The sequence below is a fragment of the Deltaproteobacteria bacterium genome, assembly GCA_019309545.1.
GTDB lineage: Bacteria > Desulfobacterota > Desulfobaccia > Desulfobaccales > Desulfobaccaceae > Desulfobacca_B.
The window spans coordinates 19,199-44,905 of record JAFDGA010000008.1 but is presented as its reverse complement, the minus strand read 5'-3'; the positions used below and the strand labels follow the sequence as shown (position 1 = coordinate 44,905).

Here is a 25,707-nt window from a genome sequence, read left to right as displayed (position 1 = left end):
CTATGATATTTGTCAACGGTAACTCAATCTGCTCAGGAGATCTTGACGAATTTAACGGAAATCCCGGCCAAGCCTGATATTAGTGAGTCTTAGACCCAAAACTTAGGCTTTTTCCCTGGTCCGGTGTGGAACACTGGCAACTACAACTATCGAAAAGTAACCGACAATGATTCAACAATTGGCCATTATTACTAAAAAACACAAATCCGATGCCTATCAGGCCGGGAAAGAGTTCAAAGACTGGCTGACTGCCAAAGGGGTAAAGGCAGCGCTGTTCGAAAATGAACCTGAACCACAGATTCCCAATCTGCCAGCCGGAACCGAAATGATCGTGGTCATGGGTGGAGACGGGACCTTGCTCAGTGCCGCCCGGCATTATGGCCAGCAAGGCATTCCAATTTTAGGGGTCAATGTCGGCGGTCTGGGGTTTATCACCGAGATCGCCTTAAGAGAGCTCTATCCGGTCATCGAACAGATCCTGGGACACGATTTTGTCATTGAAAAACGGATGCTGCTGGCCGCCACCGTTATCCGGGGCGGGAAAAAGCTGGAACAGCAGTGCGTCTTAAATGATGTGGTGATCAATAAAGGGGCGTTGGCCCGGATCGTGGAGTTGGATACCTTTATCGACGATGAATACCTGACCACCTATCGTGCCGATGGCCTGATCGTCTCCACCCCGACCGGCTCCACCGCCTACACCCTGGCAGCGGGCGGACCGATTGTTTACCCCACCCTGAAAACCATAACACTGATTCCGATCTGCCCTTTCACATTGACTAACCGCCCCATTATCCTGCCTGATTCAGTAACCATCACGGTGGCCATGGATGCCAAAAGCCGTGATGTTTATCTAACCTTTGATGGCCAGATCGGCTTGGCCCTCCAACCTCAGGATCGGGTTGAGATCCGCAAAGCCGCCAAGTCTATCCGACTGGTGAAATCGCCTTCGAAAAGCTATTTTGAAATCCTACGGACCAAGCTGCGTTGGGGTTGAGCAAACTTAAAGATACCTTAGGCCCAAACCCAAGGTTAACAACCATGGCTGCTTAGACAACATGGGAACCGGGACCAGACAGACTTTTGGCAAAGGAGATGATGGGTATGGAGAAAATCAATATTGGCACCAATGTTAGCCCTTATCCCATGCCGGTGTCGCTGTTGGGCGCCATGGTCGGGGGCCGGATCAATTTTATGGCCGTGGCCTGGCTGGCCAGGGTCAACTACAAACCGGCCATTATGGCCGTGGCCATCAACCGGCGGCATTTTACTACGCCAGGCATTAGAGAAAATGGCTGCTTCAGCGTCAATTTTCCCAGTGCCGATATGGTAGTCGAGACCGACTACTGCGGCATGGTCTCTGGACGGGTAGCCGATAAATCAGGCCTTTTCGAGGTCTTTTATGGCGAACTGGAAAATGCCCCGATGATTAAAAAATGCCCGCTTTGCCTGGAATGCCGCCTGATCGACACTGTGGCCCTGCCCAATAACGAGCTTTTCCTGGGTGAAATTGTCGGGGCCTATACCGAAGAACGATACCTGACGGACGGCAGGCCCGACATCCAGAAGATGAATCCTTTAGTATTATCCATGCCGGACAATAGCTACTGGACGGTCGGGGCCCATGCCGGGACGGCCTGGGAGGCCGGTAAAAAACTTAAACAGAAGAGAAAGTCGGAAAGTGATTAGTGGTCAGTGGTTAGCTTTGGCAGTTGGTTTAAACTGGCCATCGATTATGGATAACTGCCCGCTTACCTTAAAATAAGGCCATGCTCAGCCAGATCGCCAAGGCCAGGGTTTGGAAATACTCCCCCTCAGAGCTGGTAGCCATGGAAGAACCGGTAGTTGTAGAGGAGCTGTTGGCCATTAGCATCGAGGGGAACAGTTGTCAATATCGGCTCTACCTGCCTGGCCAGGAGAAGCCTCTGGCCCTGGGCTTCTTATTCACTGCCGGAGTCATTGGCGGTTTAGCTGACATCGCCGCCATTGAATTTTATCCTCCCGACCCAGAGGCTGGCCGGTCCTGGGCCGTGGTCGAAATCGGGCTGACGGAATCGGCCAGGACCCGGAGTGCGGCTCCGGACTTGCCCATTGTCCTTTTAAAGGACCGCGGCGGCGGGGACTGGAATGCCGAGTTGGCAAGCCGGTTCCCGCCCCTCAACCGTGAGCTTCAGATCAAGGCCGATGATTTGCTCGCCCTGATGGCCCGGCTTCCCTTGCGACAGGAGCTCTTCCAGCGGACCGGCGCTACTCATGCCGTTGCCGTGGCTAATGTCCAGGGCGATATTATCCTCAGTGCCGAAGATGTGGGCCGCCATAATGCCTTTGATAAGGTCATAGGCCGGGCCTTGCTGGAAGGCCTTCCGTTACATGACAAGATTACCTTGTTGAGCGGCAGGGTCAGTTATGAAATGATGTTCAAGGCAGCCCGGGCCGGGATACCCATCCTGGCGGCGGTCTCCGCCCCCACCCACTTGGCCATCCGCCTGGGAGAGGCCCTGGGCCTCACCCTGGCCGGTTTTGTACGAGGCAACCGAATGAATATCTACAGCCATCCCGAGAGGCTGATCGATCTTTCGGCCTAATTTAAGGGACGGTTAAGCCGATCACCCCGCAGAACCTAATGGTTGGCCGGGCTGGTCTGTAATTTTTCCAATTCATTGCAACATAGCGGATGGCCCAGTTGACAGCCCCGACGGTAATCAGCCAGGGCCTTATCCTTCTGGTGCAGATGGTGTAGATATAGATTGCCGCGGAAAAAGTAGGCGTGCGGCAAATCGGGCCCCAGGCGGATGGATTGGGTAAAATCAGCCACCGCGGCTTGGTAGTCCCCCTGGCAAAATTTTACCATCCCTCGATGGTTAAAAACCCAGGGATCCTTGGGATTGAGAGCGGCAGCCTGGTTGAGATCGTTTAGGGCCTCGGCAAAACGGCCCTCTTGGGCCTGACTGACCCCCCGTTCTTTCCAAGCTTCCGGGTTCTTGGGGTCCAGGGCAATGACCTGCGAAAAGGCGGCGATGGCCTCTGAATGCTGCTTCAATCTGGCCAAAAGTTTCCCCCTCTCCAGGAGTAAAGGGATACTTTGGGGATTTTGAGCCAGTCCCTGATCCAGGGCCGATAAGGCCTCGCGGTGGTGCTCCAGTCTGGTGAGGGCCAGGGCCAGATAGCGGCTGGCCTCCGCGGCGTCGGGATGATCCTTCAGATATTGCCCTAATAACTCAACCGCCGTGGCATATTGCGATTGTTGATAGGCGGTCATCCCCTGGGTCAGCAGATTTTCTTGAGCCTGAGAAGCGATGACCATAAAGCCGCAGCATAGAATGACGGTTAAAATCTGTAATTGCCTTTTCACCCCAATCCCCCAGATCTGGGTTGAAGGTTGCTACACTGCTTTCAGTTTTCGGTTAACAGATTTTAGAATTGGACTATATCCTTCACCCTGGAAAAAAATTAAAGGATCATCTGCCGCGGCAAATGACCCCGTTCATCCTTTAAGGTCGTGCTATCCGGTTGGCTTAATATCTGCGCATGGCCCGGAGCCGGGCGACCCGTTCCTCAATGGGCGGATGAGTGCTGAACCAGCTCATCAGCCCACCGCCGGTCAGCGGGTTGACAATGAACATGTGCGCGGTACTGGGGTTGGCCTGCATGGGAATCCTCTGGTTGCCATAGGCCAATTTCTCCAAGGCGCTGGCCAGGGCTTGGGGATTGTGGCACAGTCTGGCCCCGGTGGCGTCAGCCATGTACTCCCGCGACCGGGAGATGGCCATCTGAATCAGCATGGCCGCAATCGGAGCCAGGATGGCCATAGCGAGCGCCCCCAAAACGCCGCCGCCTTCCTCGTCATCCCGCCCGCCAAAAATGGCCGCCCATTGGGCCATATAAGCCAGATAAGTAATGGCTCCACCCAGAGTAGCGGCCACCGTTTGAATGAGGATGTCACGATTTTTGACATGCCCCATCTCATGGGCCAACACTCCTTTCAGTTCCGTGGGGGAAAGGAGTTTCAGGATGCCACTGGTAACCGCCACCGCGGCATGTTGGGGGTTGCGACCGGTGGCAAAGGCATTAGGGGTTTCGCTCGGAACCACATAAACCCGCGGCATCGGCACTTGGGCCTCGCGGGCCAATTCTCCGACCATCGCATGTAGCTCCGGGGCCTCCTGGGGGCTGACCTCTTGCGCCCGATATAGCCGCAGGACAATCTTATCCGAATACCAGTAACTGAAAAAATTCATCGCCAAGGCCAGAATCAGGGCAATCTGAACCCCCCGGGTGCCACCAATGACTTGGCCCATAAAGAGGATCAGGCCGGTCAAGGCTCCTAACAACAGAACCGTTTTTATCTGATTGCTCATGAACCTACCTCCGTTGGCTATAAACAGCCAATCCATGGTGATTGATAGTCAGATTTATCTTTAATATAAATGTGCCGAGTCGATTTTGTCAATAGCGCTAAGACTCTACCACTGGTGAATCACTGGCTCGGCACCAAGTGAATCACGAAAGCGATTTTTATAAGGTCAGCACTAAAGGCAGAATCATCGGCCGCCGTTCCAGGAGTTTAAAGAAATACTTGCGCAGCGCCTTGCCGATCTGGATCTGGATTTCCAACCAATCCTGGGTGGGTTCTAGCAAGGCCCGAGAGACAATTTCCTTAATGATCTCGCGCGCCGTAGTCAGCATCGGGGTCTGTTCCTCTTCAAACACAAAGCCCCGGGAGACCAGATCCGGACCGGACACTATCTTCCCTTCCCGGGCATCCACAGCTACCACGGCGATGACCAAGCCGTCTTCAGCCAGATGGCGGCGGTCGCGCAGAACAATCTGGCTGACGTCCCCCACTCCTTTGCCATCAACAAATACCCGCCCTACATCCACCTGATCTAACACGCGGCCGCCGGTGGCATCAAACCGCAACCGGTCGCCGTTGCGCGCCAGTAATAGCCGTTCCTTAGCAATCCCCAAAGATTTGGCCACCTGGGTATGTTTGATCAGGTGGCGTAGTTCTCCATGGATGGGGATAAAATATTGCGGTTTGGTGAGATTGATCAACAGCTTTAATTCCTCCTGGGAGGCATGGCCGGAGACATGAATATCGGCTACCTCTTCGTAGACCACCTCCGCTCCCAGCCGATAGAGATTGTTGATCACGGTGCTGATGGCCTTTTCGTTGCCCGGAATGAATTTGGAAGACAGAATCACCAAGTCTCCGGCCTTAATGTGGATGTGTTTATGGGAGTCCAGGGCGATGCGGGCCAAAGCACTCATGGGTTCCCCCTGGCTGCCGGTGGTGACAATGACCACTTCCTTATCCGGCAAGTGTTTGAGCTGGCTGACGGTGATTTCCTGTTCCGGAGGGATCTTTAGGAAGCCCAGTTCCTTGGCAATCCGAACATTAATGGCCATACTCTTGCCGTTAAAGAGCAGCTTGCGGTTAAACTTGGCCGCCAGATGGACTATCTGTTGCAGGCGGGGGATATGCGAGGCGAAAACGGCAATAATTATCCGCCCCCGCGCCTCTCGGAAAAGCCCCTCCAGGGTCTCCCCGATATCTCGCTCAGACATGGTGTATCCGGGCCGCTCCGCATTAGTCGAATCCGACAGCAGGGCCAGCACTCCCTTCTCACCGTATTCCGCAAAACGGTTGAGATCGGTTATCTCACTGGTCATCGGGGTCGAATCGATCTTGAAATCACCGGAATGAATAAAGGTTCCCACCGGGGTATTAACGGCTAACCCCACGCCATCCACAATGCTATGGGAAACCCTGATAAAATCGAACTCAAACGGTCCCAAGGGCAGTGGATGCCGCGGTTGGATAAGCCGCAGGTCGGCTTGGTCTAACATTCGGTGTTCTTTAAGTTTCTCCTTGACCAACTCCAGAGTGAGGGCAGTGCCATAAACTGGCAAGGAAATCTCTTTCAGGAGGAAAGGCACCGCGCCGATATGGTCCTCATGACCATGGGTCAGGATCAGGGCGGCTGCCTTCTGGCGGCGCTCCCGGATATATGAAAAATCAGGGATAACAATATCAATTCCCAACATATAGTCTTCCGGGAACATGATGCCGGCATCAATGATGATCAGATCCTCGGAACTCTCAAACACCATCATATTGAGGCCAATTTCACCCAGGCCGCCTAAAAAAACCAGGTCCACCCAAGGCCCGTTGGCGGCGGGAAATGGTTGGGAAATGGACATCGGTTTAGGTCACCCTCGTTTCAGAAGCTCGGCAATAGGGGTAATTAGGATCCAAATTTCTTTCGATGGCGGCCCGCAACTCCGCCATCAGTTCCTGTTTACGGTTAAGAGTATAGGCGGTGGTCTCCAAAGGAGGACCCAAAACCACTTTTACCGGCCCCGGATGGATGCGCAGCACCCCCCGAGGTTGGATAAACTGGGTACCACTGATACTTACCGGCACGATCGGCTGGCCGGATTTAATCGCCAGGACGAAGCCGCCCTTTTTAAAGGGTAACAACTGTCCGGTAGCCCCCCGGGTGCCCTCGGGGAAAATGATGATCGAAGTCCCACCCTGGACCTTGGCCGCGGCCTGATCCAGGCTTTTGATCGCTGTCTGCCGATTACTGCGGTCAATCGGCAGACTTCCCATCAGTCTGAGGGCCTTGCCAAAGATGGGGACAGAAAAAAGTTCAACCTTGGCCAGCCATCGGAACTGACCGGGCAAATAGGCCTGGAGCACGAAGATATCAAATTGGCTCTGATGATTGGCCGCGAAAATATAAGAGCGATCAGGAGCCAGATGCTCCAACCCCTGGATGGAAACAGCAACCCCGGCTATTTTTAACAAAGTTCTGGCCCACCACCGGCCGATCTCATGGACCCGATTCCCCTGGCGGTCATGCAACGCTAACAGGATGACCGCTATGCCCCCGAATATGGTCAAAAAGACCAACCAGAAATTAAACCACAGGCTTTTTAGCATGATCTCCGAGACCTCCCAGGGACGGCAGTCTGAAATTATGTTTACTGAGAATGACCCGCGGCGTCAACTCTTATTATAACCCATCGGACTCCCGTTCATAATGGGATGCCACTCACACCCTAATATTTGCTTAAGAAGGTAAATTCGATTGGGAGGTTGGAAGATGGCATAGTATCAGCAAGTTAGATGTTTCTCAAGTTTTCAATTTAGCGTCTTAAGGAAGCTAATTAAATTAAGCCAGGTCAGCCCTGAGCCGGGTAAGCAGTTGCGGCAACAGTTCTCCGGCCCGGCCGGAGAAGGCCCAGTCTGCATGCTGAGTCAAGGGCGTCGGCTCCAGGTTGAATTCCGCAATGGCAGCCCCCGCCTGCTGGGCCCAATAGGCAAAGGAAGCTGCGGGTTGGACCACGGCCGAGGTCCCGACCACCAGCATAACCTGGGCCTGTTGCAGAGCTAACTGAGCCTGGCGCAGAATGGTTTCATCGAGCGACTCCCCGAACCACACCACATTAGGCCGCAACAGGCCGCCGCATTCCGGACAATAAGGCAACAGCGGCAGTGGCACTCGCCGGTCTTCGCGGACCCGGCCACACTCCTGGCAACGCACCTGCCAGAGGTTGCCATGAATCTCCAGCAGCCGCTTTGATCCCGCCAACCCATGTAAGCCATCGACATTTTGAGTTATTAAGGTGAATTCGGGGGTCTCGTTTTCTAATGCAACCAGAGCGTGATGAGCCGGATTGGGCTGTTTGGTGGCGATCAGACTGCGGCGCCAATCATACCATTCCCACACCAGTTGGGGATTTCGGCGAAACGCCGCCGGGGTAGCCAGCTCTTCCGGGCGATGTTGCCGCCACAGACCTTCGGGGCCGCGAAAGGTCGGTATTCCGCTCTCCTGGGAGATTCCGGCCCCAGTCAGGACCACCACCCGCTGGGAGCTCTGCAGACGCTTGGCCAACTGTTGCATGCTTGCTTCCCGGGACTGATAACGGCTTTTAGGTTCTGCCATAGTCTCTCGGTCCCCCTACGTAGTTTTTAAAAATCATAAAACCTTAAAAGTGCTAATGACAAGGAAAAGTTGAAAAATTGTGACAAATTTGCTTTCATTTCTGGATAAATTGAGATTATAAAAGCTATACAAACTATAAAGCTCGAGGGAATCATGAGCGTTATGCCAAAGAGCTTGATTAGATTTATTTTTGCCATTATAGTGCTTTGGGGAGTAGGCCTTGGCTGTGTGACGGTTAAGGTGTCCCTGTGGGAAGAGCCTGCTCCCCTGAAAGAAAAGGTTGTTGCCGGACAGGGCCGGGATAAGATTCTATTGCTGGATATATCCGGGATGCTCCTGGAGCAGTCCCCCACCCGCTGGCTGGGGCTAGGGGGCCCGGTCAGTCTGCCCACCCGGGTCAAGGAGGAACTAAAAAAGGCTTCTAAGGATAAGCGAGTCAAGGCCGTGGTGCTGCGGCTGCATAGTCCGGGGGGCACGGTTAACGCCGCTGACCTGATCTACCATGAGCTGGTGCAATTCAAAGAAGACCATCAGGTCAAAATGGTTGCCTGGGTGATGGGGCTGGCAGCCTCGGGAGGCTACTATGTAGCTCAGGCGGCTGATACGATCGTGGCCCAGCCTACCAGTATCATTGGCTCTATCGGGGTGTTGGCCTTAAAGTTCAATGTTAAGGGGTTGATGGATAAACTCGGCGTGGATACTGAACTGGTCAAAGCCGGAGAATTGAAGGATCTGTGGTCCCCCTTCCGACCTGCCACCTCCCAGGAGGAATTCCTGATGCAGGGGATCATCGATGATTTCTACGGCCGTTTTGTGACAGTAGTGGCCGAAAATCGTCAGCTCAGTCGATCCGAAGTCTTAAAATGCGCCGATGGCCGCATTTTCACCGCCTCTCAAGCCTTAACCCATCGATTGATCGATAAGGTCGGCTATCTGGATGAGGCCTTGGAATTAGCCCGGGAACAGGCGGGGTTGAAAGAGGCGCGGGTGGTTAGGTATCATCGTCCGGAGGCTTATGTAAACAATATTTATTCATTATTACTGGCCGGGGGACCGCCAAGGGTTGGTCTCCCGGAATGGCTGGCCGAAGCCAAGGCTATAGAATCATTGCCAGAATTTTTTTACCTGTGGTGGCCAGGAGCAGGGTCACCATAAAAATTGGATTGATGAGCAAAGTACTATAAAGTTTTCAAGATTTATGGCTTTGGTCCGATAAGTAAAGTTAAAGGGCCAGTCATGACCATAACCAGCTATCAGATCCAGAATGTGCTGCGAGCCTATAGCCGGCAGCTGCGTCGGAAGCTCAAAAAGCGTTATGCCACCGGCATGGAATCCCCGGAACAAATCTTTCCAGGGATCATGCGCCAACAGGTCATCGACTGGGTTGCCCAAGATATGATGAAAAAGTCACTGTCACCGGAGTATATAATAACATCGGCAAAGCGGCTCTGGCCAGATTAATCCAGGAGGTTGGTCCTGATGTGGAAATCGTTCCTGATATCGAGGGGAACAGCAGCTAAATATTGCCTCTGCTGAGAAGACCAGACCAGAGGACGAACTTCGACTATTTCTGCAATCTCTAAGCACTAGAGAAAAAACGCATGTTAACTTAATTAAGACACCACTGCTCACAACCGTAAACATGATGAATCAGGAGCATTGCCAATGAGAATACACTATGCCCATAGCAGCGGGTTAAATAATCTCCGCACTGATAAAGCCGTCCCTTTCGAGATCAGACCCGAAGCCAAACCTTTACCCACTTATAAACTTGATAAAATAAATCCTGTTAAGTTGCCAACCCGATCGCGGCTGCAAAAGGCTAACCAGTTGATCGCCCAGACCTTAGAACGGCGTGCCCAGAAAGTGCGAGCAATTGCCAAGGCTATCCAGAATAATTCTTATCAAATTGATAGCCTTAAGGTAGCCGATGCCATTATCGCCAATGCCATCTTGGAACGCTGAGTGGTCTTTCCCTCCTAGCCGACCTCACTCTTGATGGAGCCATCTTATACCGATTAGCTTTCAAATGAGTAATTTTATCCTTTATCCCCTCTCCCCCGCTGGCGGGGCAGAGGGCGAGGGTGAGGGGGGCATTTTAGCTTTTTGATCGCAACTTGGTATTAATCCTCAATATTTGGCAATACGCCAGGGACTCATCGAGTTTGGCACTAGAACCACGGCGAGACGCAATTGCAGGCCAGGGCCGGTTAGCTTACCTCGGGATCAATCGAAAAAAAGCCTGTGGAACTGCTATCCTTAGCATCTGCTTGGTAACTTTTTTACTCTATTGGCTGGCCAAAACCGGGGCCGACCCGGATCTGTGGGGCTATATGGCCTTCGGCCGGCTATTCTGGGAGACCGGCAAATTTCCCTATCAAGATGTGTTTTCCTATGTTCCCACCCTGGAAACCTGGGTCTATCACGAATGGCTCACCGGAGTAATATTTTTTCCGCTTTATGAGACCTTCGGGGCAACTGGTCTGCAGCTACTCAGGTATGGATTGGGCCTGGCCACCGCCGGACTTATTTATCTCAGTGCGGTAAGACGCGGGGCCACCCCGGCAGCCGCAGCATTTATGCTGTTTCTAATCAGTGGCTTCTTCTCATTAGGCTACAGTCCGGTTCGGGCCCAGGTATTCACCTTTTTCTTTTTCGCGCTGTCAATTTACCTTTTAGAAACAGCCCGGCTCACCCGGCGCTGGCGCGGTTTATGGCTGCTGGTACTGATCCAGATTCCCTGGTGTAACCTGCATGGGGGATTTGTCTCTGGGTTGGGATTACTGGGACTTTACACTCTGGGAGAAGCCCTCAGCCGCCGACCTTGGTGGCCTTACCTAGGGATTTTGTTGCTTTCCGGGTTGGCCACCCTGATTAACCCCTACGGCCTGGAATATTGGCACTATATCATCTACGCGGTCACCATGCCGCGCCCTGAGATCACGGAATGGGCCTCGGTTATTAAGGGCTATCAGAAGGACATTATTAGTCTAGGTGAACTGGTTTATATTCTGTCCATCGTCGTTTTTGGCGCGTTGTTGATAATATGGGCCCGCTGGCGGGAGATTACCGCGGGGTTGGTAGTAGGAGTATCCTTATATTTAGGATTGAAGCACATTCGCCACCTGTCTCTTTTTTGGATTGTATTAGGGGCATATCTTCCGGTATTAGTCAGCGCTTTTTTTGAACGTCTTAAGACCATCCCTTGGATAAAGGCCGGTCACGAACGTTTAGATTGGAGGGTTTTGATATTACTGGCCTTGGGTCTGATAGCCTTCAACTCTTATCGCTTCATCCATCATCAGCCTCTAAACCTAACCATTCCTTCTCAGCCCGAACAACCGGACGGCACCAAGATCAAAATGTATTACCCGGTGGGGGCGATCGACTACATCCAGAGGCATCATTTATCCGGAAATATTCTGACCTGGTTCGAATGGGGGGAATATCTGTTCTGGACCTTATATCCGCAGTGCCTGGTAGCCCTGGACGGACGCTACGAAACCGTGTACCCGGAAGCAGTTAGTTTAGAATATTTTGATTTTCTCAATGGTCGCCCTAACTGGCAGCAGTTCTTGTCCCATTACCCGCCCGACATGATCGTCATCAGGGTTACTTCCAAGATACATGATCTGCTTCAAAAGCATACCGAGTGGCGTCGGGTCTATAGCGATTCCGGTTGCGCCTTATTCTTGCCCCGCGGGAGTTCTTCCCCGTTATCCGATACACCACCCACCCATAACCGCTAGGGACGCTTGATCGAGCAGAGGGCAACCCATTGAGTAAATCCGGGGCGATTCCTAAGTCCGGGTTTGACTTGACAGAATCCCTATTCTTATATAGTTTTAAGCAGATTGGATAATCTTCCCCCACTTAGGAATTAAGCTTGCGAGATCGGTTTCTTCAACTCACCGGCCACAACGTGGTCCGCTTCGTGGACTATATGGGAAGGCTGACCCTGTTTTTTGGCGAGGCCTTTACTTCCCTGTTCCGCCCTCCCTGGTTCTTTCGGGAGGTCATCGCCCAGATGTTCCACTTAGGGGTCAAATCCCTGCCGCTGGTGGCGGTGGCCGCGTTTTCGGTGGGGCTGGTACTGGCCATGCAGACAGTGGGGGTGCTCTCCTGGTTTGGGGCGGCTAATTATATCGCCACCATCGTGGGGATGTCCATGGTCCGGGAACTAGGCCCGGTATTAACCGCCCTCATGGTGGTGGGTCGGGCCGGATCGGGGATGACTGCCGAACTAGGCTCTATGCGGGTGACCAGACAGATTGATGCCATGCGGGTCTCAGCCGTTAATCCGATGAAGTACCTGGTGAGCACCCGTTTACTGGCCTGCATGTTGGTAATGCCCCTGCTTACCGGGGTAGCCGATATCTTGGGCATCCTGGGCGGCTGGGTTATTGGTGTTACCCAGGTTGGGCTGACCTCCAAGTATTATTACCAGCTTACCTTAAAATATATCAGTTTAAATGATGTAATACCGGGGGTGTTGAAGACCGTGGTCTTTGGCGCCATCATCGGCACCGTGGGCTGTTTTCATGGTTATCATACCTCTCATGGAACTTTCGGGGTGGGGCAGTCCACTAAAGCGGCGGTAGTTTCCGGATCGCTATTGGTTTTGGTCTCTGATGTATTTTTAACCCGGATTTCTCTAATCATCTGGCCTTGAGAACTCAGAGATAGACGGTGACTTCGCAATCGGCTCCGAACCTGGTTTTTCCACCTAAAGGCGAGCCGTTAATCTATTTCCAAGGCATTTACAAGACCTACAACGGTAAACCGGTGCTCCAGGGGATCGATCTGGAGGTCCGGTGTGGTGAGACCCTGGTGCTGTTAGGCCGTAGCGGGGCCGGCAAATCAGTATTAACCAGTATGTTGGTGGGATTGGAAACCCCGGACGCCGGGGCCATCATATTGAACGGTGTGGAACTCACCAAACTGCGGAATGAAGCAGACTGGGATAGACTGCGTCTGCAGATGGGTTATCTATTCCAAGGCTCAGCTCTATACGATTCCATGACCGTCGGGGAGAATATCGCCTTCCCGCTGGTCCATCACAGCCGTCTGCCTCCGTCCCGCATTAATCAGATAGTTAAAGAAAAACTGGCCCTGGTAGGTCTTAAAGATGTTGAGGAGCTGGAACCTTCGGCCCTATCGGGGGGCATGCAACGACGGGTGGCCCTGGCCCGGACCCTGGCTTTGGACCCGCACATCATTATCTATGATGAACCGACTACCGGGCTGGACCCCATTACTTCAGACGGCATTGCCCATTTAATCCGGGATTTGCAAAAATCCCTGGAAGTAACCTCGATTTTGGTAACTCATGACATCCGTACTGCCAGGTTTGTGGGCGACCGTCTGGCCATGCTATATGACGGCAAGATTGTCTTCGTGGGAACCTGTCAGGAGCTGGATGCCTGCCCCAATCCCGAGGTAAAACGCTTCCTCGCCACGACCCCACTGATGGAGTGAGATAGCAATGAGCCAGAAGAAATATGAGACTATTGTCGGGGTCTTTGTAGTGGTCACTTTGTTGCTCCTCATGGCCATGGTGCTAATCATCGCCCAGCAGGAGCGCTTGTTTGAAAAACGCCTGGAATATCGCACCGTGTTCAAAAACATCGGCGGTTTAAAGGAAGGGGCGGAGGTACGCCTGTCGGGGGTAACAGTAGGCAGTGTGAGGAAGATTTCCTTCGATCCCAAAGGCAATATAATTGTCGAGTTTGAAGTGCTGGCCGAATATCGCGAACGTATCCGGAAAGATTCCAAGGCTTCCATCGGTTATCTCGGACTCCTGGGGGATATGTGCCTGGACATTACTTCCGGGTCCCCCGAAGTAGCGATGCTTCCGCCTGGCAGTACTATTTCTTCGATAGAACCTTTAGCTCTTACTACTTTTATCGAACGAGCCACCCCTTCTTTAGAGGATATTCAAAAAATTTTGGCCAATCTGAACAAGATCACCGCTTCCTGGGCCGATGAACAGGGCACCTTAAACCGAATGGTCAATCAGTTAAAAGATATCACCACTAAGATCAACGAGGGTCAGGGCAGCCTGGGCAAACTGGTCAATGACCCTGCTCTCTATAACGATCTGAGACAGGCCATTTCCGGGACCGAAAAGGTCATCACCAGCCTTAATACCCAGGAGGGTCTGTTGGCGACCCTGCTACATGATCAGGAATTCAAGGCCGAGGCCCAAGAATCCATGGCAGCGCTTAAAGCCACCCTGGAGAATTTCCGTCAGGCCTCGGACAAATTTCGCAAAATGGCGGAGAAAATGCCAGTCGCGGTGGAGAAAGGAGAAAACTTTCTGGACCACTTAAACCGGGCCGGGGCCGGGTTGCCGGAATTAGTTAATAGTGGCCAGATGCTAATCAATGATGCCGATGATGTGGCCCAAGCCGCCCAGAAGAGCTGGCTGTTACGCCGTCATATCCCTAAAAAGGAAGAAAAGACGATCCGCCTGGATCGGGAAATTCAAGGGAGCAATAGACCGTGAGAGCCAGCCGGGCTAGGCAGAGGTACGGCAGTGTAGTATTAGCAGTTTTACTGATTCTGCTCCAGGGCTGTGCCGCCCCAACCCCCAAACCTGGGGTAGGCCTGCGCCAGGACGCCCTCAATGCCAATGATACCGGCTACCATTATTATGCCCGGGGAAATCTGGAACTGGCCCAGGAAAAATTTGCCCAGGCCCTCAGACTTAACCGGTTAATCGACCATATCCCCGGGATCGCCGCAAATCTCAATAACCTGGGGGCTATCCACCAGGAACAGGGCCAATATGACCAGGCCGAGAGATGTTATAAGGAGGCCTTGGCATTGCATCGGCAACAGGACGACGCGGCCGGCATCATTGAAACTTTAAATAATCTCGGGACCCTCTGGCAGGCCCAGGGAAAGCTTAAGCAAGCTAGGGCGGCCTATACCGAGGCCCAGGCTCTGGCCCAGCTACCAGGTTTGGAGCGGCTCTTGGCTCTGACTCTGACCCACCGGGGGGATTTGGCCCGCCAGCAGCAAGACTATGATGAAGCCCTAAGCCTTTATGAGCAATCCCGGCAGTTAAATACAGCTTATGGAGCCGCCCGGGGACGGGCCGTAAGTCTGGAAAGACTGGGGCGTACTCATCTCGAACTGGGGAATTTTTCTCAGGCTGAAATGGATTTAAAATCAGCCTTGCAAGAGTTCCGCCGCTTGGAGTCAGTGCCCGGGGTAATCGATGCCTTGGACGGCCTGTTCAAATTGTATCTGGCTACCGGCAATCAAGCCGCGGCTCAGGACTACGGCCAACGCTTATGCCAGCTTTATAAGGCCTTGGGCAAAACCCAAGAGGCCCAAAGGATATGCCTGCTTCTGGAGTCTTTGACTGCAGATTCCACCCATTAAGGTTAACCGGGAGAGATTATGAATAATAAAAGAGTATGGGAATCCCTGATTCTGGGTGCGTTCATAGGCTTGGGTCTGATAATCCTGGGATATTTCTTGGCTGATAGTGTAACCCGGCTAAAGGCTCAGGATAGAACGGTTACGGTTAAGGGTTTGGCCGAACAAGAAATGCCCGCCGATATCGCCATTTGGCCCATAAGATTTACCGTGGCTGATAATGATCTGAGCAATCTGTTTACGGTTATTCAACGAAATAATGCATTGGTCATGGAATTTCTGAAAAACCACGGCTTTAGCGAGCAGGAAATATCAATATCCGTTCCCGCCATCCTGGATCGCCAGGCCCAGGAATATGTGGACGCCTCCAAAACCCAATATCGCTACTCGGCCTTTTCGGCCATAACGGTTTATACTGACAAAGTAGCTAAGGTTAGGGAAACCATGGAGAAAATCGTGGAACTGGTAGAGCACGGCATTGCCATTGCCGGCAGCAACTATCAGAGCAAACCACAATTTTTGTTTACCCGGTTAAATGATTTAAAACCGGCCATGATCGAAAAGGCTACCCAAGAGGCCCGACAAGTGGCCGAGAAGTTTGCCAAAGATTCTGGGAGTCAACTGGGTAAAATTAAACGGGCCCGCCAGGGACTGTTCGAGATTAAAGATCGGGACAGTAATACTCCTTATATCAAAAAGATCAGAGTCGTTTCAACGATAGAGTATTTCCTGTCGGATTAGATCAAACCAGGCAACGATGTTTTTTAAGTCTCCCCAGCCAGCGGCGCTGATCAGCATCATTTCTAACCTGACCCTGACCACCGGTAAGGCCGGGGTAGCCCTGCTCAGTGGCAGTACCGCCATTCTGAGCGAAGCCTTGCACAGCAGCCTGGATCTTATGGCCTGGCTGGCTCTGAAATTTTCTGCGTCGCCGCCTGACCGGGAGCACCCTTACGGCCATGGGAAATTTGAAAACCTGAGCGGCTTCCTGGAGGGCCTGTTGATCTTTGGGGTGGCGGCCGGCATCTTTTATCAGGCCGGACAGCGGTTGTTTCATCCGGTGCTGGTCCGTTTTCTGGGCACTGCCATGGGGGTAATGGGGCTATCGGCGGGGCTTAATCTGGTGGTCGCCACCTACCTCTACAAGGCGGCCCGTCGCTTTGACTCGGTAGCCCTGGAGGCTGATGCCGCCCACCTGCTTACCGATGTCTATACTCGGTCGGAGTATTGTTCGGGCTGGCAGGTTATTATCTAAGAGGAGAAAACCACTGTATTTCCGAGACTTGCATCTGTCCCTTCCGTCTGGACGTTACTGTTTAAACCCCAACTTCCTCAACCTCACCCCAGCCTGAACCTCAGGACGATCAATAGTGAGCGCTGCGGTATTTTGTATTTCATTATATGGAAAATACGCCAGAATTTGATGTAATCCTAAGGAAAGCTTTAGTTGTCGGCCGATATCTGGTCTGCTTGATCATCGCTGGGGTCATCTTAATCTCAGCCGGGGTCGCGGCCAGCGCGACTCCGGGGGATCGTCTCCGACTGATCGGTAAAGTTGAGGATGAGCGAGGCAAGGGTATCAAAGAGGCCGAAATAGAGATTTTGGTCAACGGTCAGCCGATCAAGCCGATCGAGGGAAAGCAGACCCTTACTACTGACAACCATGGGGAGTTTCTGGGGGAATACAAGCTTGCCGGCGGGATCCTGACAGGTGCCCAGGTAGAGGTCCAGGCGCACAAGCCCGGTTGGCAGTCCCCATCCCCCACGGTGGCCAAGCTGTTCAGAATCGGCCAGGATAAAGAGGGGTATCGACTCTTTCAGGCCCAGCAACATCTCACCCTGAGTCGCCAGATTACTCCCGCCTTCTGGATTGCCACCCTCATTCTGGTGCTGGTTTACGCGGTTATCGCCGCCGAGCTGATGCACCGGACTTTAGCGGCCATGCTGGGTGCGGCCCTGATCCTGTTCATCAGCTATACCCTGGGAACCTTCAATAAGGAATATTTTATTATTTCCTTCGAGGATGCGGTCCGGGCCATTGACATGAATGTCATCTTTCTGCTCATGGGCATGATGATGATTATCGGGGTGTTGAAAAAGACCGGCCTGTTCCAGTGGTTGGCCTGTCAATCTTATGCCCTGGCCCGAGGCAAAATTTTTTTATTGTCTGGCATACTGATGATAGTAACCGCGGTCCTCTCAGCCTTTCTAGATAATGTTACCACCATGCTGCTGCTGATTCCGGTAACCATCGAGATCGCCTTGACCCTGAAGATTAACCCTATTACCCTCTTAATTCCGGAAGTATTTGCCTCCAATGTGGGCGGCACCGCCACCCTGATCGGCGATCCCCCGAATATCATGATCGGCTCCTATGCCCGGCTCAGTTTCGGCGATTTTGTGGTCAATCTGACCGGCATCATTGTCATCTGCCTGCTAGCCACTTTGATTTACTACATTTACTGGTATAAAAAAGCTTATCTGACCGCGGAAGTCAAAGATGTTGAAGGCACTATCGTTGAACTGCGACGGCAATACCGCATTACTGACAGGAAGCTGCTAGCCACGGCTTTAATCATCCTGGTCTTTACCATCTTCCTGTTCGTCATCCACGGTATGCTCCATATGGAACCCTGCATCGCCGCCCTGACCGGAGCCATACTGTTGTTGACCATTGCCCGGGTAAATATCGTCGAACTGCTGGAACACGATATCGAGTGGCCTACTCTGATGTTTTTTATCGGCCTATTTATTATCGTGGCCGGAGCCGAAGCGACCGGGTTGATTCATGTTATTGCCGAGTGGGTGGCCCGGGTTTCCCAAGGGTCATTAATTATGGCAGTGCTGATGGTGCTCTGGGTATCGGCCCTGGCCTCGGCCTTTGTGGATAATATTCCCTTTACCGCCACCATGCTGCCGATTATTGCCTTTTTGAACGAGACCATTCCGGGAGCAGAGAGCGGGGTGCTGTGGTGGTCTTTGGCCCTCGGGGCCTGCCTGGGGGGGAACGGCACCATGATCGGCGCCTCGGCCAACGTGGTCACTGTGGGCCTGGCCGAAAGGGCCGGAGTGCACATCTCTTTTCTTTACTACCTACGGGCCTGCTTTGTGCCGATGTTGATCACTATCATTCTGGGCACGGCTTATTTGCTGATTTTTAAAATTTAGGGTTGGAAAAATCGGGACAATCGATATTGCGCTTGCCCTCAACTTCAGTGAACAATTTTCATAACTTAAATATTTAGGGGCCGGCCATAGATTTGGCTGAGGATTTCCCGGCCGCCCTGGTCCAGAAGGGATTCAGCCAGGCTAGTTCCCAGGGTTTCGGCGTCCTTGGGGATCCCCTCTACCTTCTCTCGGAGCAGCAGACGCCCCTCTGGATCACTGATCAGGCCCTCCAGGGTCAGACGGCCCTCCGTCAGCAAACCCAGGGCGGCCACCGGCACCTGACAGCCGCCCTGGAGCCGGGCCAGAAAGGCGCGTTCGGCCCGGACCGCGACCCGGCTAGCCGGATCATCGAGACAGGCCACCAGTTCCTGGGAGCAGGTATCCTGGCGCCGCAGTTCCAATCCCAGGGCACCCTGGCCAATGGCCGGAAGCATCTGCGGGGCTGGCAGGTAGCTGGTGATCAGATGTTCGAGTCCCAGTCGCTTCAGGCCCGCCACCGCCAGGATGATAGCGTCCAGATTTTCCTCCGCCAGTTTGCGAAGTCGGGTATCGACGTTACCTCTTAGGGGCACGATGTTGAGATCCGGCCGCTGGTGCAGCAGTTGGGCCCGGCGGCGCAGGCTGCTGGTGCCGATCCGGCCTCCGGCGGGAATATCCTCCAGCCGCGGATATCGATGCGAAATCAGGGCATCCCGCCAATCCTCGCGCGTCGTGATAGTGCTGATCGTCAATCCAGCGGGCAACTCGGCCGGAACATCTTTCATACTGTGCACCCCCAAATCCACTTCCCTGGCCAACAGGGCCTGTTCGATTTCCTTGGTAAACAGTCCCTTGCCCCCCACCTGGGCCAGGGGCACATCCAGAATTTTATCTCCGGTGGTTTTGATAATGGTAAGGGTTACCTGTAAATGAGGATGGTGAGCCTCTAACCGGGCCTGGACCCAGCGGGCCTGGGCCAGGGCCAGGGGGCTACCGCGGGTACCGATAAGGAGTTGGACGGTCATGGTCGGGTGCGTTCGCAGGCCATAATTCAGGTAATCTCTCGGTGTCTTTCAGGTAGGACCTTCTTTACCACAAGGACCCAGAGACCCAGAGGATTTAGGATGGCGCCAAACTTTTCAGGCGCTCCTGGACGCTGGGGAAATACTCTGCTTTGGTATGCGGCAAAAACAGGGCTGCAACATATTGGTCCATAAAACCAGGGGTTTCCGAAAGTTCGAAATTGGTCATCATCAAGGCCACGCGGCGTTCTTCCTCCAGCATTTCCCGGGAAAAAGCCACGCAAGTGGCCCCTAATAAGGAGCCATTGCCGACAAAGTGAAATCTGTCCAGGGGCAGGTCAGGCATCAGCCCGATGGTAATAGCATTTTCAATATTGATGAAATTGCCGAAAGCCCCGGCCAGAATTACCTGTTCGACGTCCTGGATGTCAAGCCCAATATTCTGCAACAGGGTGAGGTAGCCGGCATACATCGCCCCCTTGGCCCGCATCAAGTTGTCGATGTCCACTTCGCTCAGAGTCAGATCCTGGTCGATCTGGGTGTCGGCCGCCCAGGCCAGGACATATTCCCGTCCATCTTCTCCTATCCGCAACCGGGGGGTGTCCACATCTTCCCGGAACTTGCCGTTGGGGTCGATAATGCCGGTTTCCATCAAGGCGGCCAGGATATTTATCAGGCCGGAGCCGCAGATGCCTTTGGGTTTGACCATACCGATGGTCATCAGCATGGGCTCGGCATTGGCCGGATTGATGCTGACATCCTCAATCGCTCCCTGGGTAGCCCGCATCCCGAAACGGATGCCGCCGCCTTCAAAGGCCGGCCCCGCAGAACAGGCGGCACAGGCCATCCATTCCTGATTACCGACAACAATTTCGCCGTTGGTGCCAATATCGATAAACAGGGTTAACTTGCTCTCCTGATACATTCCCGAGCCCAGCACCCCGGAGACGATATCGCCGCCCACGTAGCTGGAGACCGAACTGATACAATACACAAACACATGTTCAGCGACATCCAGCCCCAGATCCCGGCCCCGGACCGGAGGTACCGAGCAGGTGGTCGGAGTATAGGGGGCCAGCCGGATATATTTGGGCTCCAGTCCTAAAAAAAGGTGGGTCATGGTGGTGTTGGCCGCTAAGGTCAGGTGAGAGATCTGGTCTCGGGCAACCCGGTGTTTCTTCAACAGGCGGTGGATAACCTGATTGATGGTGCTGACCACCAGCTTTTGCATCTTGTCCAGGCCCTCCGGCTTCTGGGCGTAGACGATCCGGCTAATGACATCCTCCCCATAACTGATCTGGGCATTGTATTCCGCGGCTTCACCGATGATCTTGCCCTCGGTCAGTTCCAGCAACTGGCCCCAGACCGTGGTAGTGCCGATGTCGATGCTGATGGCATAGTGGGCGGCAGTGGTATCCCCCGGTTCGACGTCGACCAGCCGCGGCTTGCGGGAGCGCCGCTGGGCAAAATCGAGGACCGCGGTAACCTCAAAATCTTTTTCTCGCAGCACATGAGCCAATTTGCGGAGCAGGAAGAAATCCAGGGTGATGTTATCGAGGCCGTGTTGTTTTCTCAGACCTTCCCGTAAGCGCCGCAGATCACAGACGTTGTCGGCCAAAGTGGGGGGCGGCAATTTGACAAATTTTTTCTGGAAGGCGGGATTGTAACGGCCACTGGCCTGCAGTTCGGCAATATCGAACGGCATCGGCCGCAAGCGGGCGGTTTTGGGCTTGAGCCGCAAGACCTTGCGGTCTAACAGCGATTCCGGGGGGATGCGGACGACGACATCGGAGACCACCTGCGACTGACAGGCCAGCCGAAAGCCCAGCCGCCAGTCTTCCTCACTCTGGGTGACCCCGCGTTTACTCTCCAATTCACCCTGTTCCAGGATGATCTTACATTTGCCGCAGACCCCTTCGCCGCCACATGAGGCATTGATATGGACACCGGCCTCCATGGCGGCCCTTAATAGATTTTCTCCCTCTTCGACCTCTACAGTAATATTATAAGGCTGAAAGCAAACGGTCTTTTTCACAGCTACCACAACAAGTTATCGAGATTAACCATAAACTGAGACCTTAACTTTAACTAAAGCGGTAGGTGACCAGAAGGTCTAATCTTCCTGGTTTATTTAAAAGGGCGATAGCCGTAGGCAAAGCCCGGATGTCCTTTGATCCACTCCAGTAAGGCAGCCAGATAGCGCAGGGCCTCCTCTTTATCCTTAACAATTACGATTTCTTCAATTTTCTGTTCTTGGGAAATCATAAAAAGTTATAACCACATCCGCCACCGGCCATTCTCCTCTGAATCAGGGGTTATTCCATATTTTAAGGGACTTGAGGTCGTGGTGTTCCCTGGGCTAGGTCGCCGGGCTCTCTACCTCAGATAAAAAAACCCGGATCGTGCCTGACCCGGGTAAGGCACCCAGTTTTTTTTGATCCCCAGACCCACTAGTTGGCCTGATTGCGGGTCCTGGAACAATGCCTTTCTTCAAGCTTTAGTAGAGCCTCTGTTGTTTGCTTATCTTATTAAGATAAAATAATCAGGGTCTGTCAAGCAAAAAATGGTTGGGAGAGATTCTGGGGGGGGGATTTGATTTTATATAGAGCTGGGCTGACCATGGTGAAGAGCGATCTTATCAGAATTCATTAACTTAAGGGAAATTAATTCTTTTACTTCTGGAAACCGATTAAAAATTCTAAGAATGGTAAAAAAGTACTGACTTGTTTGGGTTTTTTTAGTATAATGAAATGCCAAATTAGGTCCTAAAGGGGTGGATGTGGCAACTTGGTGGGCCCGAAGGCTTATACTAGCAGGTCTTTTATTATGCTTTGGGGATGGCATAGCCTTGGCCCAGGGGCAAGACTTTAAACTCCATCCCGACGGCTCCATCGTTATAACTGGAAATACGCCCTCCCCATCTGTCACTCAAGACCCGGTTTCCGAAGCTGACCAGAAATTGTCAAAGTCTCAGGTGCAGGTTTATATTTTCCGAAATTCCTCCCGAGTATGCCCTCCGGCACCGACACCAACGGCTTCCCCGGCTTCTTTCAGACAACCAGTGCCCAAAAAACGACTTCCGCAGGTCCGACAGCTAGAGCCCTTGATCGAGAAATATGCCCGGCATTACGGGGTGGATAAAAAACTGGTGCGGGCAGTAATGCGCCAGGAGTCGGGTTTCAATCCCCGGGCCGTGTCTCCGAAGGGGGCCATGGGATTGATGCAGCTGATGCCTGAAACCGCCGCCCTGATGGGAGTACAAAATCCCTTCGACCCGGAACAGAACATTGCCGGCGGGGTCAGATATCTGAGGCGATGTTTGGTCCAATTCCAGGATGTCCGGCACGCGCTGGCGGCTTACAATGCCGGGCCGGAGAATGTGGTAAAGTATAATGGTTGCCCGCCTTTTGAGGAGACCCGCAACTACGTCGCCACCGTCATGCGCAACTATTCCGGCGCCCCCATACCCCAAGGTTATAACCCCAGCCCCTCCCGCGCTTCATCATTCATTAAAAAAGCGCCCCGGCTTACTCCCCCTCGACCCCAATGGCATACCTACTGCTATGCCTCTGGGATTCCGGTGAAGATCTGTTACTCTCCCTCCGGCAAGGCCAAGATTATTAAGGTAATTCCCAGAACCAGGAGGAGGAGATCAAGGTAAAACTTGGATCCAGGTAGGTTTACTTTAAGGCAAAGTTGAGTTGATCGGCGATGCCTAGCAAGATATCCAGATCCAGGATTCCGGTAGTAATCTCTTCGCCTGCCGCGCTCTCTTTAAGTTGACGCCCCTCCTCCTGCCAGAATTGATAAAAACGGTTCTGTGCTCCCCAGAAATTGACCGGAAATGGCAGGACATGGGCAATCTTCAGCATCTGCAAAACCTTTTCCAGCTTCTCGGGCTGATCCAAAGACCGCAGGGCGCAGTCCAAAGACTTTTCCAGAGTCCGGCGAAATTGGGGTTCCAGGCGCTCTGCCTCCACCCTTAAATTCCAGCGGCGAATTTCCTCGACTAAGGAGGCTATCCTCTCCAAATCCGGGGTTTCCTCCAAATCGGTGATCTCCCGCTCCAGGTCCTGGGTAAGAGTGTATTCTGCGGCCACCAGGAAGGGACGCGGAATCGGGGTCTCAATATCTTTTAGGTATTCCATTAACTTGCGGTTCTCTTCATACTGTTGCCGATAGGTATTTTCAAACCTGGCAAAAGTCTCCGCAATTATCTGAAAGATTAGCTTGCGGCGTTCTTCGGTCAGCAGATCTTTCAAACTATAATAATTGGTCCCAAAATTGTTATCCAGGTAACGGATTACCTCGGTAAGGGAATGAAAGGAGAAAATCTGGAACAGTTCCTTTTTGAGTTGTTCATACTCCATGATACCCCGGGTAGTACGTAAGACGCAGTGAAAATCATGTCCCCCCAGGTAGAGCACTACGAAAGTCAACTCCTCGGCCGACATGGTGATCTGGGAAATAACCATTACTCGGCCAACTGCCAGGGCAGTGCCGCCATAGGTTTCTTGCCGGTAATCCCGATGTTCTAAATCAAAGCAATAGATCTGACTTCTTTCTGGTTTCTCTTCGAAAATCGAGGAGATAGCGTATTGCGCAATAATCCGTCTGAGATCAACCAGCGCCGGCATTACCAAACATCGATAAACTCGGGCCCCATTACCGAATTCGGAGATATTACTGGGAGCCCAGGAAAGCCTGCGCAAGAACTCCTCTTCTAGATCCTCCCCGGTAAAGGACCGGGCCAGTTGCAGGGCCCGGGCTGCGTACTTAAGGTTTTGAACCGTCTCTTCGCCGGAAATTTCATCAAAGAACCAAGCACAACTGGTATACATCAATAAGGCATGGCGCTGCATTTCCAACAGTTTCAGGGTATCCCGACGCTCGAAATATTTCAGGGGATATTTCTGGTGCTGATTTAGAAACTTATCCAAATTATCCAAACCGCGGTCCAGGATTACGGAAATGTATTGATTCCGGGCTTCCCAGGGATCGCGCAGGTATTGGCCGCCACGAGTCTCAAACAGGACTGACAGTTCATTGCGCAGCCAATCGAGGGCGGCCCGCAAGGGGGCACGCCAAGCCTGATTCCAGCCTGGATGCCCGCCACTATTGCAGCCACAATCAGCCTGCCAGCGCTCCACCCCATGGGGGCAGCTCCAGGAGGAATTATCATACACCTCTACTTCCCAGGTTGGCGGGTATTCCTCCAGAAACTGGCCATAATTAATCAGTTGACATTCATTATTGGACCGTAGCCTTTCAATGGCATAGGCCAGCGCCATCTCGCCAAAATGGTGATGATGGCCATAGGATTCACCGTCCGTAGCGATATGGACCAATTGGGGGCCTTGCCGATCATCTGAAAATCCTCCCAGTAGCCGAGTGGTCAGATGCTCACCACTAGACAGCAACCCCTCAAAAGCCACGGCTCGAGCAATGGTTTCGTTATAGAAAAAGATATCGATATATTTAGGATTATTGGGGTTTGGGTCAAGCACTACCCGATAGGGCTGGCTAGGGTCGATCTGCCCGCCACTCACATCTAGCCAATCACCTTCGGTTCCCCCTAAGGGCCGGATGCGATGGGCCTGGTGTTGCGCCAGGATAGTAAACTTAATACCATGATCGACCAGCACTTCCAAGGACTTGCGATCAACCGCGGTTTCCGGCAGCCACATTCCTTCAGGGCGCCGTCCATAACGGTGTTCAAAATCCTTGATCCCCCAGAAAACCTGGGTTTGCTTATCACGGCGGTTGGCTAAGGGCATAATCAGGTGATTATAAACCTGAGCCAGGGCATTGCCATGGCCGCTGAAATTATTCTGACTGAGGCGATCGGCTTCCAGAATGGCCTGATAAATATTTGGGGCATGCCGTTGGAGCCAGGTCATTAAGGTGGGGCCAAAATTGAAGCTGATATATTGATAATTATTGATAATATCAATTATCCGGCCATCTTCCCGCAGGATGCGGGCCGCGGTGTTAGGTCCGTAACATTCCGCGGTGATCAGCTCATTCCAATCATGGAACGGCGCCGCCGCATCCTGGACCTCGACCTCTTCCAACCAGGGGTTTTCCCGCGGCGGCTGATAAAAATGGCCGTGGATACAGATATATCGGGAGGGAGCTGGTTTCACTCGGGTGACTCCGCAAGCATCATCCTATTCTTTTAGGGATCGATTATA

General features: G+C 52.9%; 24 protein-coding genes. 15 read left to right on the top strand and 9 right to left on the bottom strand.

Annotated elements, in window-relative coordinates; translation table 11 throughout:
* Positions 1–166 precede the first annotated feature (166 nt).
* From JRG72_03885 to fdhD, 3 genes are all read left to right on the top strand, one after another.
* Complete coding sequence (locus JRG72_03885) at positions 167–997, top strand: NAD(+)/NADH kinase (GenBank protein ID MBW2134363.1); 831 nt, start codon at positions 167–169, stop codon at positions 995–997.
* A 107-nt stretch (positions 998–1,104) separates the two neighbouring features.
* On the top strand, positions 1,105–1,689 hold the full coding sequence (locus JRG72_03880; GenBank protein ID MBW2134362.1) for a flavin reductase family protein: 585 nt from the start codon (positions 1,105–1,107) through the stop codon (positions 1,687–1,689).
* Positions 1,690–1,769: 80 nt separating this feature from the next.
* Entirely contained in the window at positions 1,770–2,585 is an 816-nt protein-coding gene (fdhD, locus tag JRG72_03875; GenBank protein MBW2134361.1) for a formate dehydrogenase accessory sulfurtransferase FdhD, read from the top strand.
* 35 nt (positions 2,586–2,620) lie between these two features.
* On the opposite strand, the gene JRG72_03870 is transcribed toward fdhD, so the two are convergent.
* The 5 genes from JRG72_03870 to JRG72_03850 form a co-directional block, all read right to left on the bottom strand.
* A complete protein-coding gene (locus tag JRG72_03870; GenBank protein ID MBW2134360.1) occupies positions 2,621–3,352 on the bottom strand; it encodes a tetratricopeptide repeat protein in 732 nt (243 codons plus the stop codon).
* Positions 3,353–3,515: 163 nt separating this feature from the next.
* Positions 3,516–4,358 (bottom strand): zinc metalloprotease HtpX, encoded by an 843-nt coding sequence (gene htpX / locus JRG72_03865; GenBank protein MBW2134359.1) that lies wholly within the window; start codon positions 4,356–4,358, stop codon positions 3,516–3,518.
* A 157-nt stretch (positions 4,359–4,515) separates the two neighbouring features.
* Positions 4,516–6,204, bottom strand: a complete 1,689-nt coding sequence (locus JRG72_03860; GenBank protein ID MBW2134358.1) for a ribonuclease J — start codon at positions 6,202–6,204, stop codon at positions 4,516–4,518.
* 4 nt (positions 6,205–6,208) lie between these two features.
* Positions 6,209–6,949, bottom strand: a complete 741-nt coding sequence (locus JRG72_03855) for a 1-acyl-sn-glycerol-3-phosphate acyltransferase (protein ID MBW2134357.1) — start codon at positions 6,947–6,949, stop codon at positions 6,209–6,211.
* Between the two features lie 232 nt (positions 6,950–7,181).
* Positions 7,182–7,913, bottom strand: coding sequence for an NAD-dependent deacylase (locus JRG72_03850; protein MBW2134356.1), 732 nt, complete (start codon positions 7,911–7,913; stop codon positions 7,182–7,184).
* A 270-nt stretch (positions 7,914–8,183) separates the two neighbouring features.
* Between JRG72_03850 and sppA the strand changes: the two genes are divergently transcribed.
* The 11 genes from sppA to JRG72_03795 all read left to right on the top strand — a co-directional run bounded on the left by sppA (position 8,184) and on the right by JRG72_03795 (position 18,512).
* The gene (gene sppA / locus JRG72_03845; GenBank protein ID MBW2134355.1) at positions 8,184–9,110 is read left to right on the top strand and encodes a signal peptide peptidase SppA; all 927 of its coding nucleotides are present in this window, start codon (positions 8,184–8,186) and stop codon (positions 9,108–9,110) included.
* Between the two features lie 81 nt (positions 9,111–9,191).
* Positions 9,192–9,416 carry a hypothetical protein gene (locus JRG72_03840; protein MBW2134354.1) on the top strand — a complete coding sequence of 75 codons (225 nt, stop codon included), beginning with the start codon at positions 9,192–9,194 and terminating at the stop codon, positions 9,414–9,416.
* 204 nt (positions 9,417–9,620) lie between these two features.
* Entirely contained in the window at positions 9,621–9,920 is a 300-nt protein-coding gene (locus JRG72_03835; protein ID MBW2134353.1) for a flagellar biosynthesis anti-sigma factor FlgM, read from the top strand.
* A gap of 305 nt (positions 9,921–10,225) precedes the next feature.
* A complete protein-coding gene (locus JRG72_03830) occupies positions 10,226–11,704 on the top strand; it encodes a hypothetical protein (protein MBW2134352.1) in 1,479 nt (492 codons plus the stop codon).
* Positions 11,705–11,841: 137 nt separating this feature from the next.
* The gene (locus JRG72_03825) at positions 11,842–12,627 is read left to right on the top strand and encodes an ABC transporter permease (protein ID MBW2134351.1); all 786 of its coding nucleotides are present in this window, start codon (positions 11,842–11,844) and stop codon (positions 12,625–12,627) included.
* A 41-nt stretch (positions 12,628–12,668) separates the two neighbouring features.
* On the top strand, positions 12,669–13,433 hold the full coding sequence (locus tag JRG72_03820) for an ABC transporter ATP-binding protein (GenBank protein MBW2134350.1): 765 nt from the start codon (positions 12,669–12,671) through the stop codon (positions 13,431–13,433).
* A gap of 7 nt (positions 13,434–13,440) precedes the next feature.
* Positions 13,441–14,463, top strand: a complete 1,023-nt coding sequence (locus tag JRG72_03815; GenBank protein ID MBW2134349.1) for an MCE family protein — start codon at positions 13,441–13,443, stop codon at positions 14,461–14,463.
* Entirely contained in the window at positions 14,460–15,347 is an 888-nt protein-coding gene (locus JRG72_03810) for a tetratricopeptide repeat protein (GenBank protein MBW2134348.1), read from the top strand. Before JRG72_03815 ends, JRG72_03810 begins: the two co-directional genes overlap by 4 nt.
* A gap of 18 nt (positions 15,348–15,365) precedes the next feature.
* Positions 15,366–16,085 (top strand): SIMPL domain-containing protein, encoded by a 720-nt coding sequence (locus tag JRG72_03805; GenBank protein MBW2134347.1) that lies wholly within the window; start codon positions 15,366–15,368, stop codon positions 16,083–16,085.
* 16 nt (positions 16,086–16,101) lie between these two features.
* A complete protein-coding gene (locus JRG72_03800; protein MBW2134346.1) occupies positions 16,102–16,599 on the top strand; it encodes a cation transporter in 498 nt (165 codons plus the stop codon).
* 146 nt (positions 16,600–16,745) lie between these two features.
* Positions 16,746–18,512 carry an ArsB/NhaD family transporter gene (locus tag JRG72_03795; protein ID MBW2134345.1) on the top strand — a complete coding sequence of 589 codons (1,767 nt, stop codon included), beginning with the start codon at positions 16,746–16,748 and terminating at the stop codon, positions 18,510–18,512.
* 65 nt (positions 18,513–18,577) lie between these two features.
* Here JRG72_03795 and hemC read toward each other — a convergent pair whose 3' ends face one another.
* From hemC to JRG72_03780, 3 genes are all read right to left on the bottom strand, one after another.
* Positions 18,578–19,516, bottom strand: coding sequence for a hydroxymethylbilane synthase (gene hemC / locus JRG72_03790; GenBank protein ID MBW2134344.1), 939 nt, complete (start codon positions 19,514–19,516; stop codon positions 18,578–18,580).
* 94 nt (positions 19,517–19,610) lie between these two features.
* On the bottom strand, positions 19,611–21,548 hold the full coding sequence (locus JRG72_03785) for a DUF4445 domain-containing protein (protein MBW2134343.1): 1,938 nt from the start codon (positions 21,546–21,548) through the stop codon (positions 19,611–19,613).
* A 92-nt stretch (positions 21,549–21,640) separates the two neighbouring features.
* Positions 21,641–21,778 (bottom strand): hypothetical protein, encoded by a 138-nt coding sequence (locus JRG72_03780; protein ID MBW2134342.1) that lies wholly within the window; start codon positions 21,776–21,778, stop codon positions 21,641–21,643.
* Between the two features lie 694 nt (positions 21,779–22,472).
* On the opposite strand from JRG72_03780, the gene JRG72_03775 reads away from it, so the two are divergent.
* Positions 22,473–23,174: a lytic transglycosylase domain-containing protein gene (locus tag JRG72_03775; protein MBW2134341.1), complete on the top strand. Its 702-nt coding sequence runs from the start codon at positions 22,473–22,475 to the stop codon at positions 23,172–23,174.
* A gap of 19 nt (positions 23,175–23,193) precedes the next feature.
* Here the strand turns inward: JRG72_03775 and JRG72_03770 are convergent, their stop codons facing one another.
* Positions 23,194–25,659 carry a DUF3536 domain-containing protein gene (locus JRG72_03770; protein MBW2134340.1) on the bottom strand — a complete coding sequence of 822 codons (2,466 nt, stop codon included), beginning with the start codon at positions 25,657–25,659 and terminating at the stop codon, positions 23,194–23,196.
* Between the last annotated feature and the right edge of the window lie 48 nt (positions 25,660–25,707).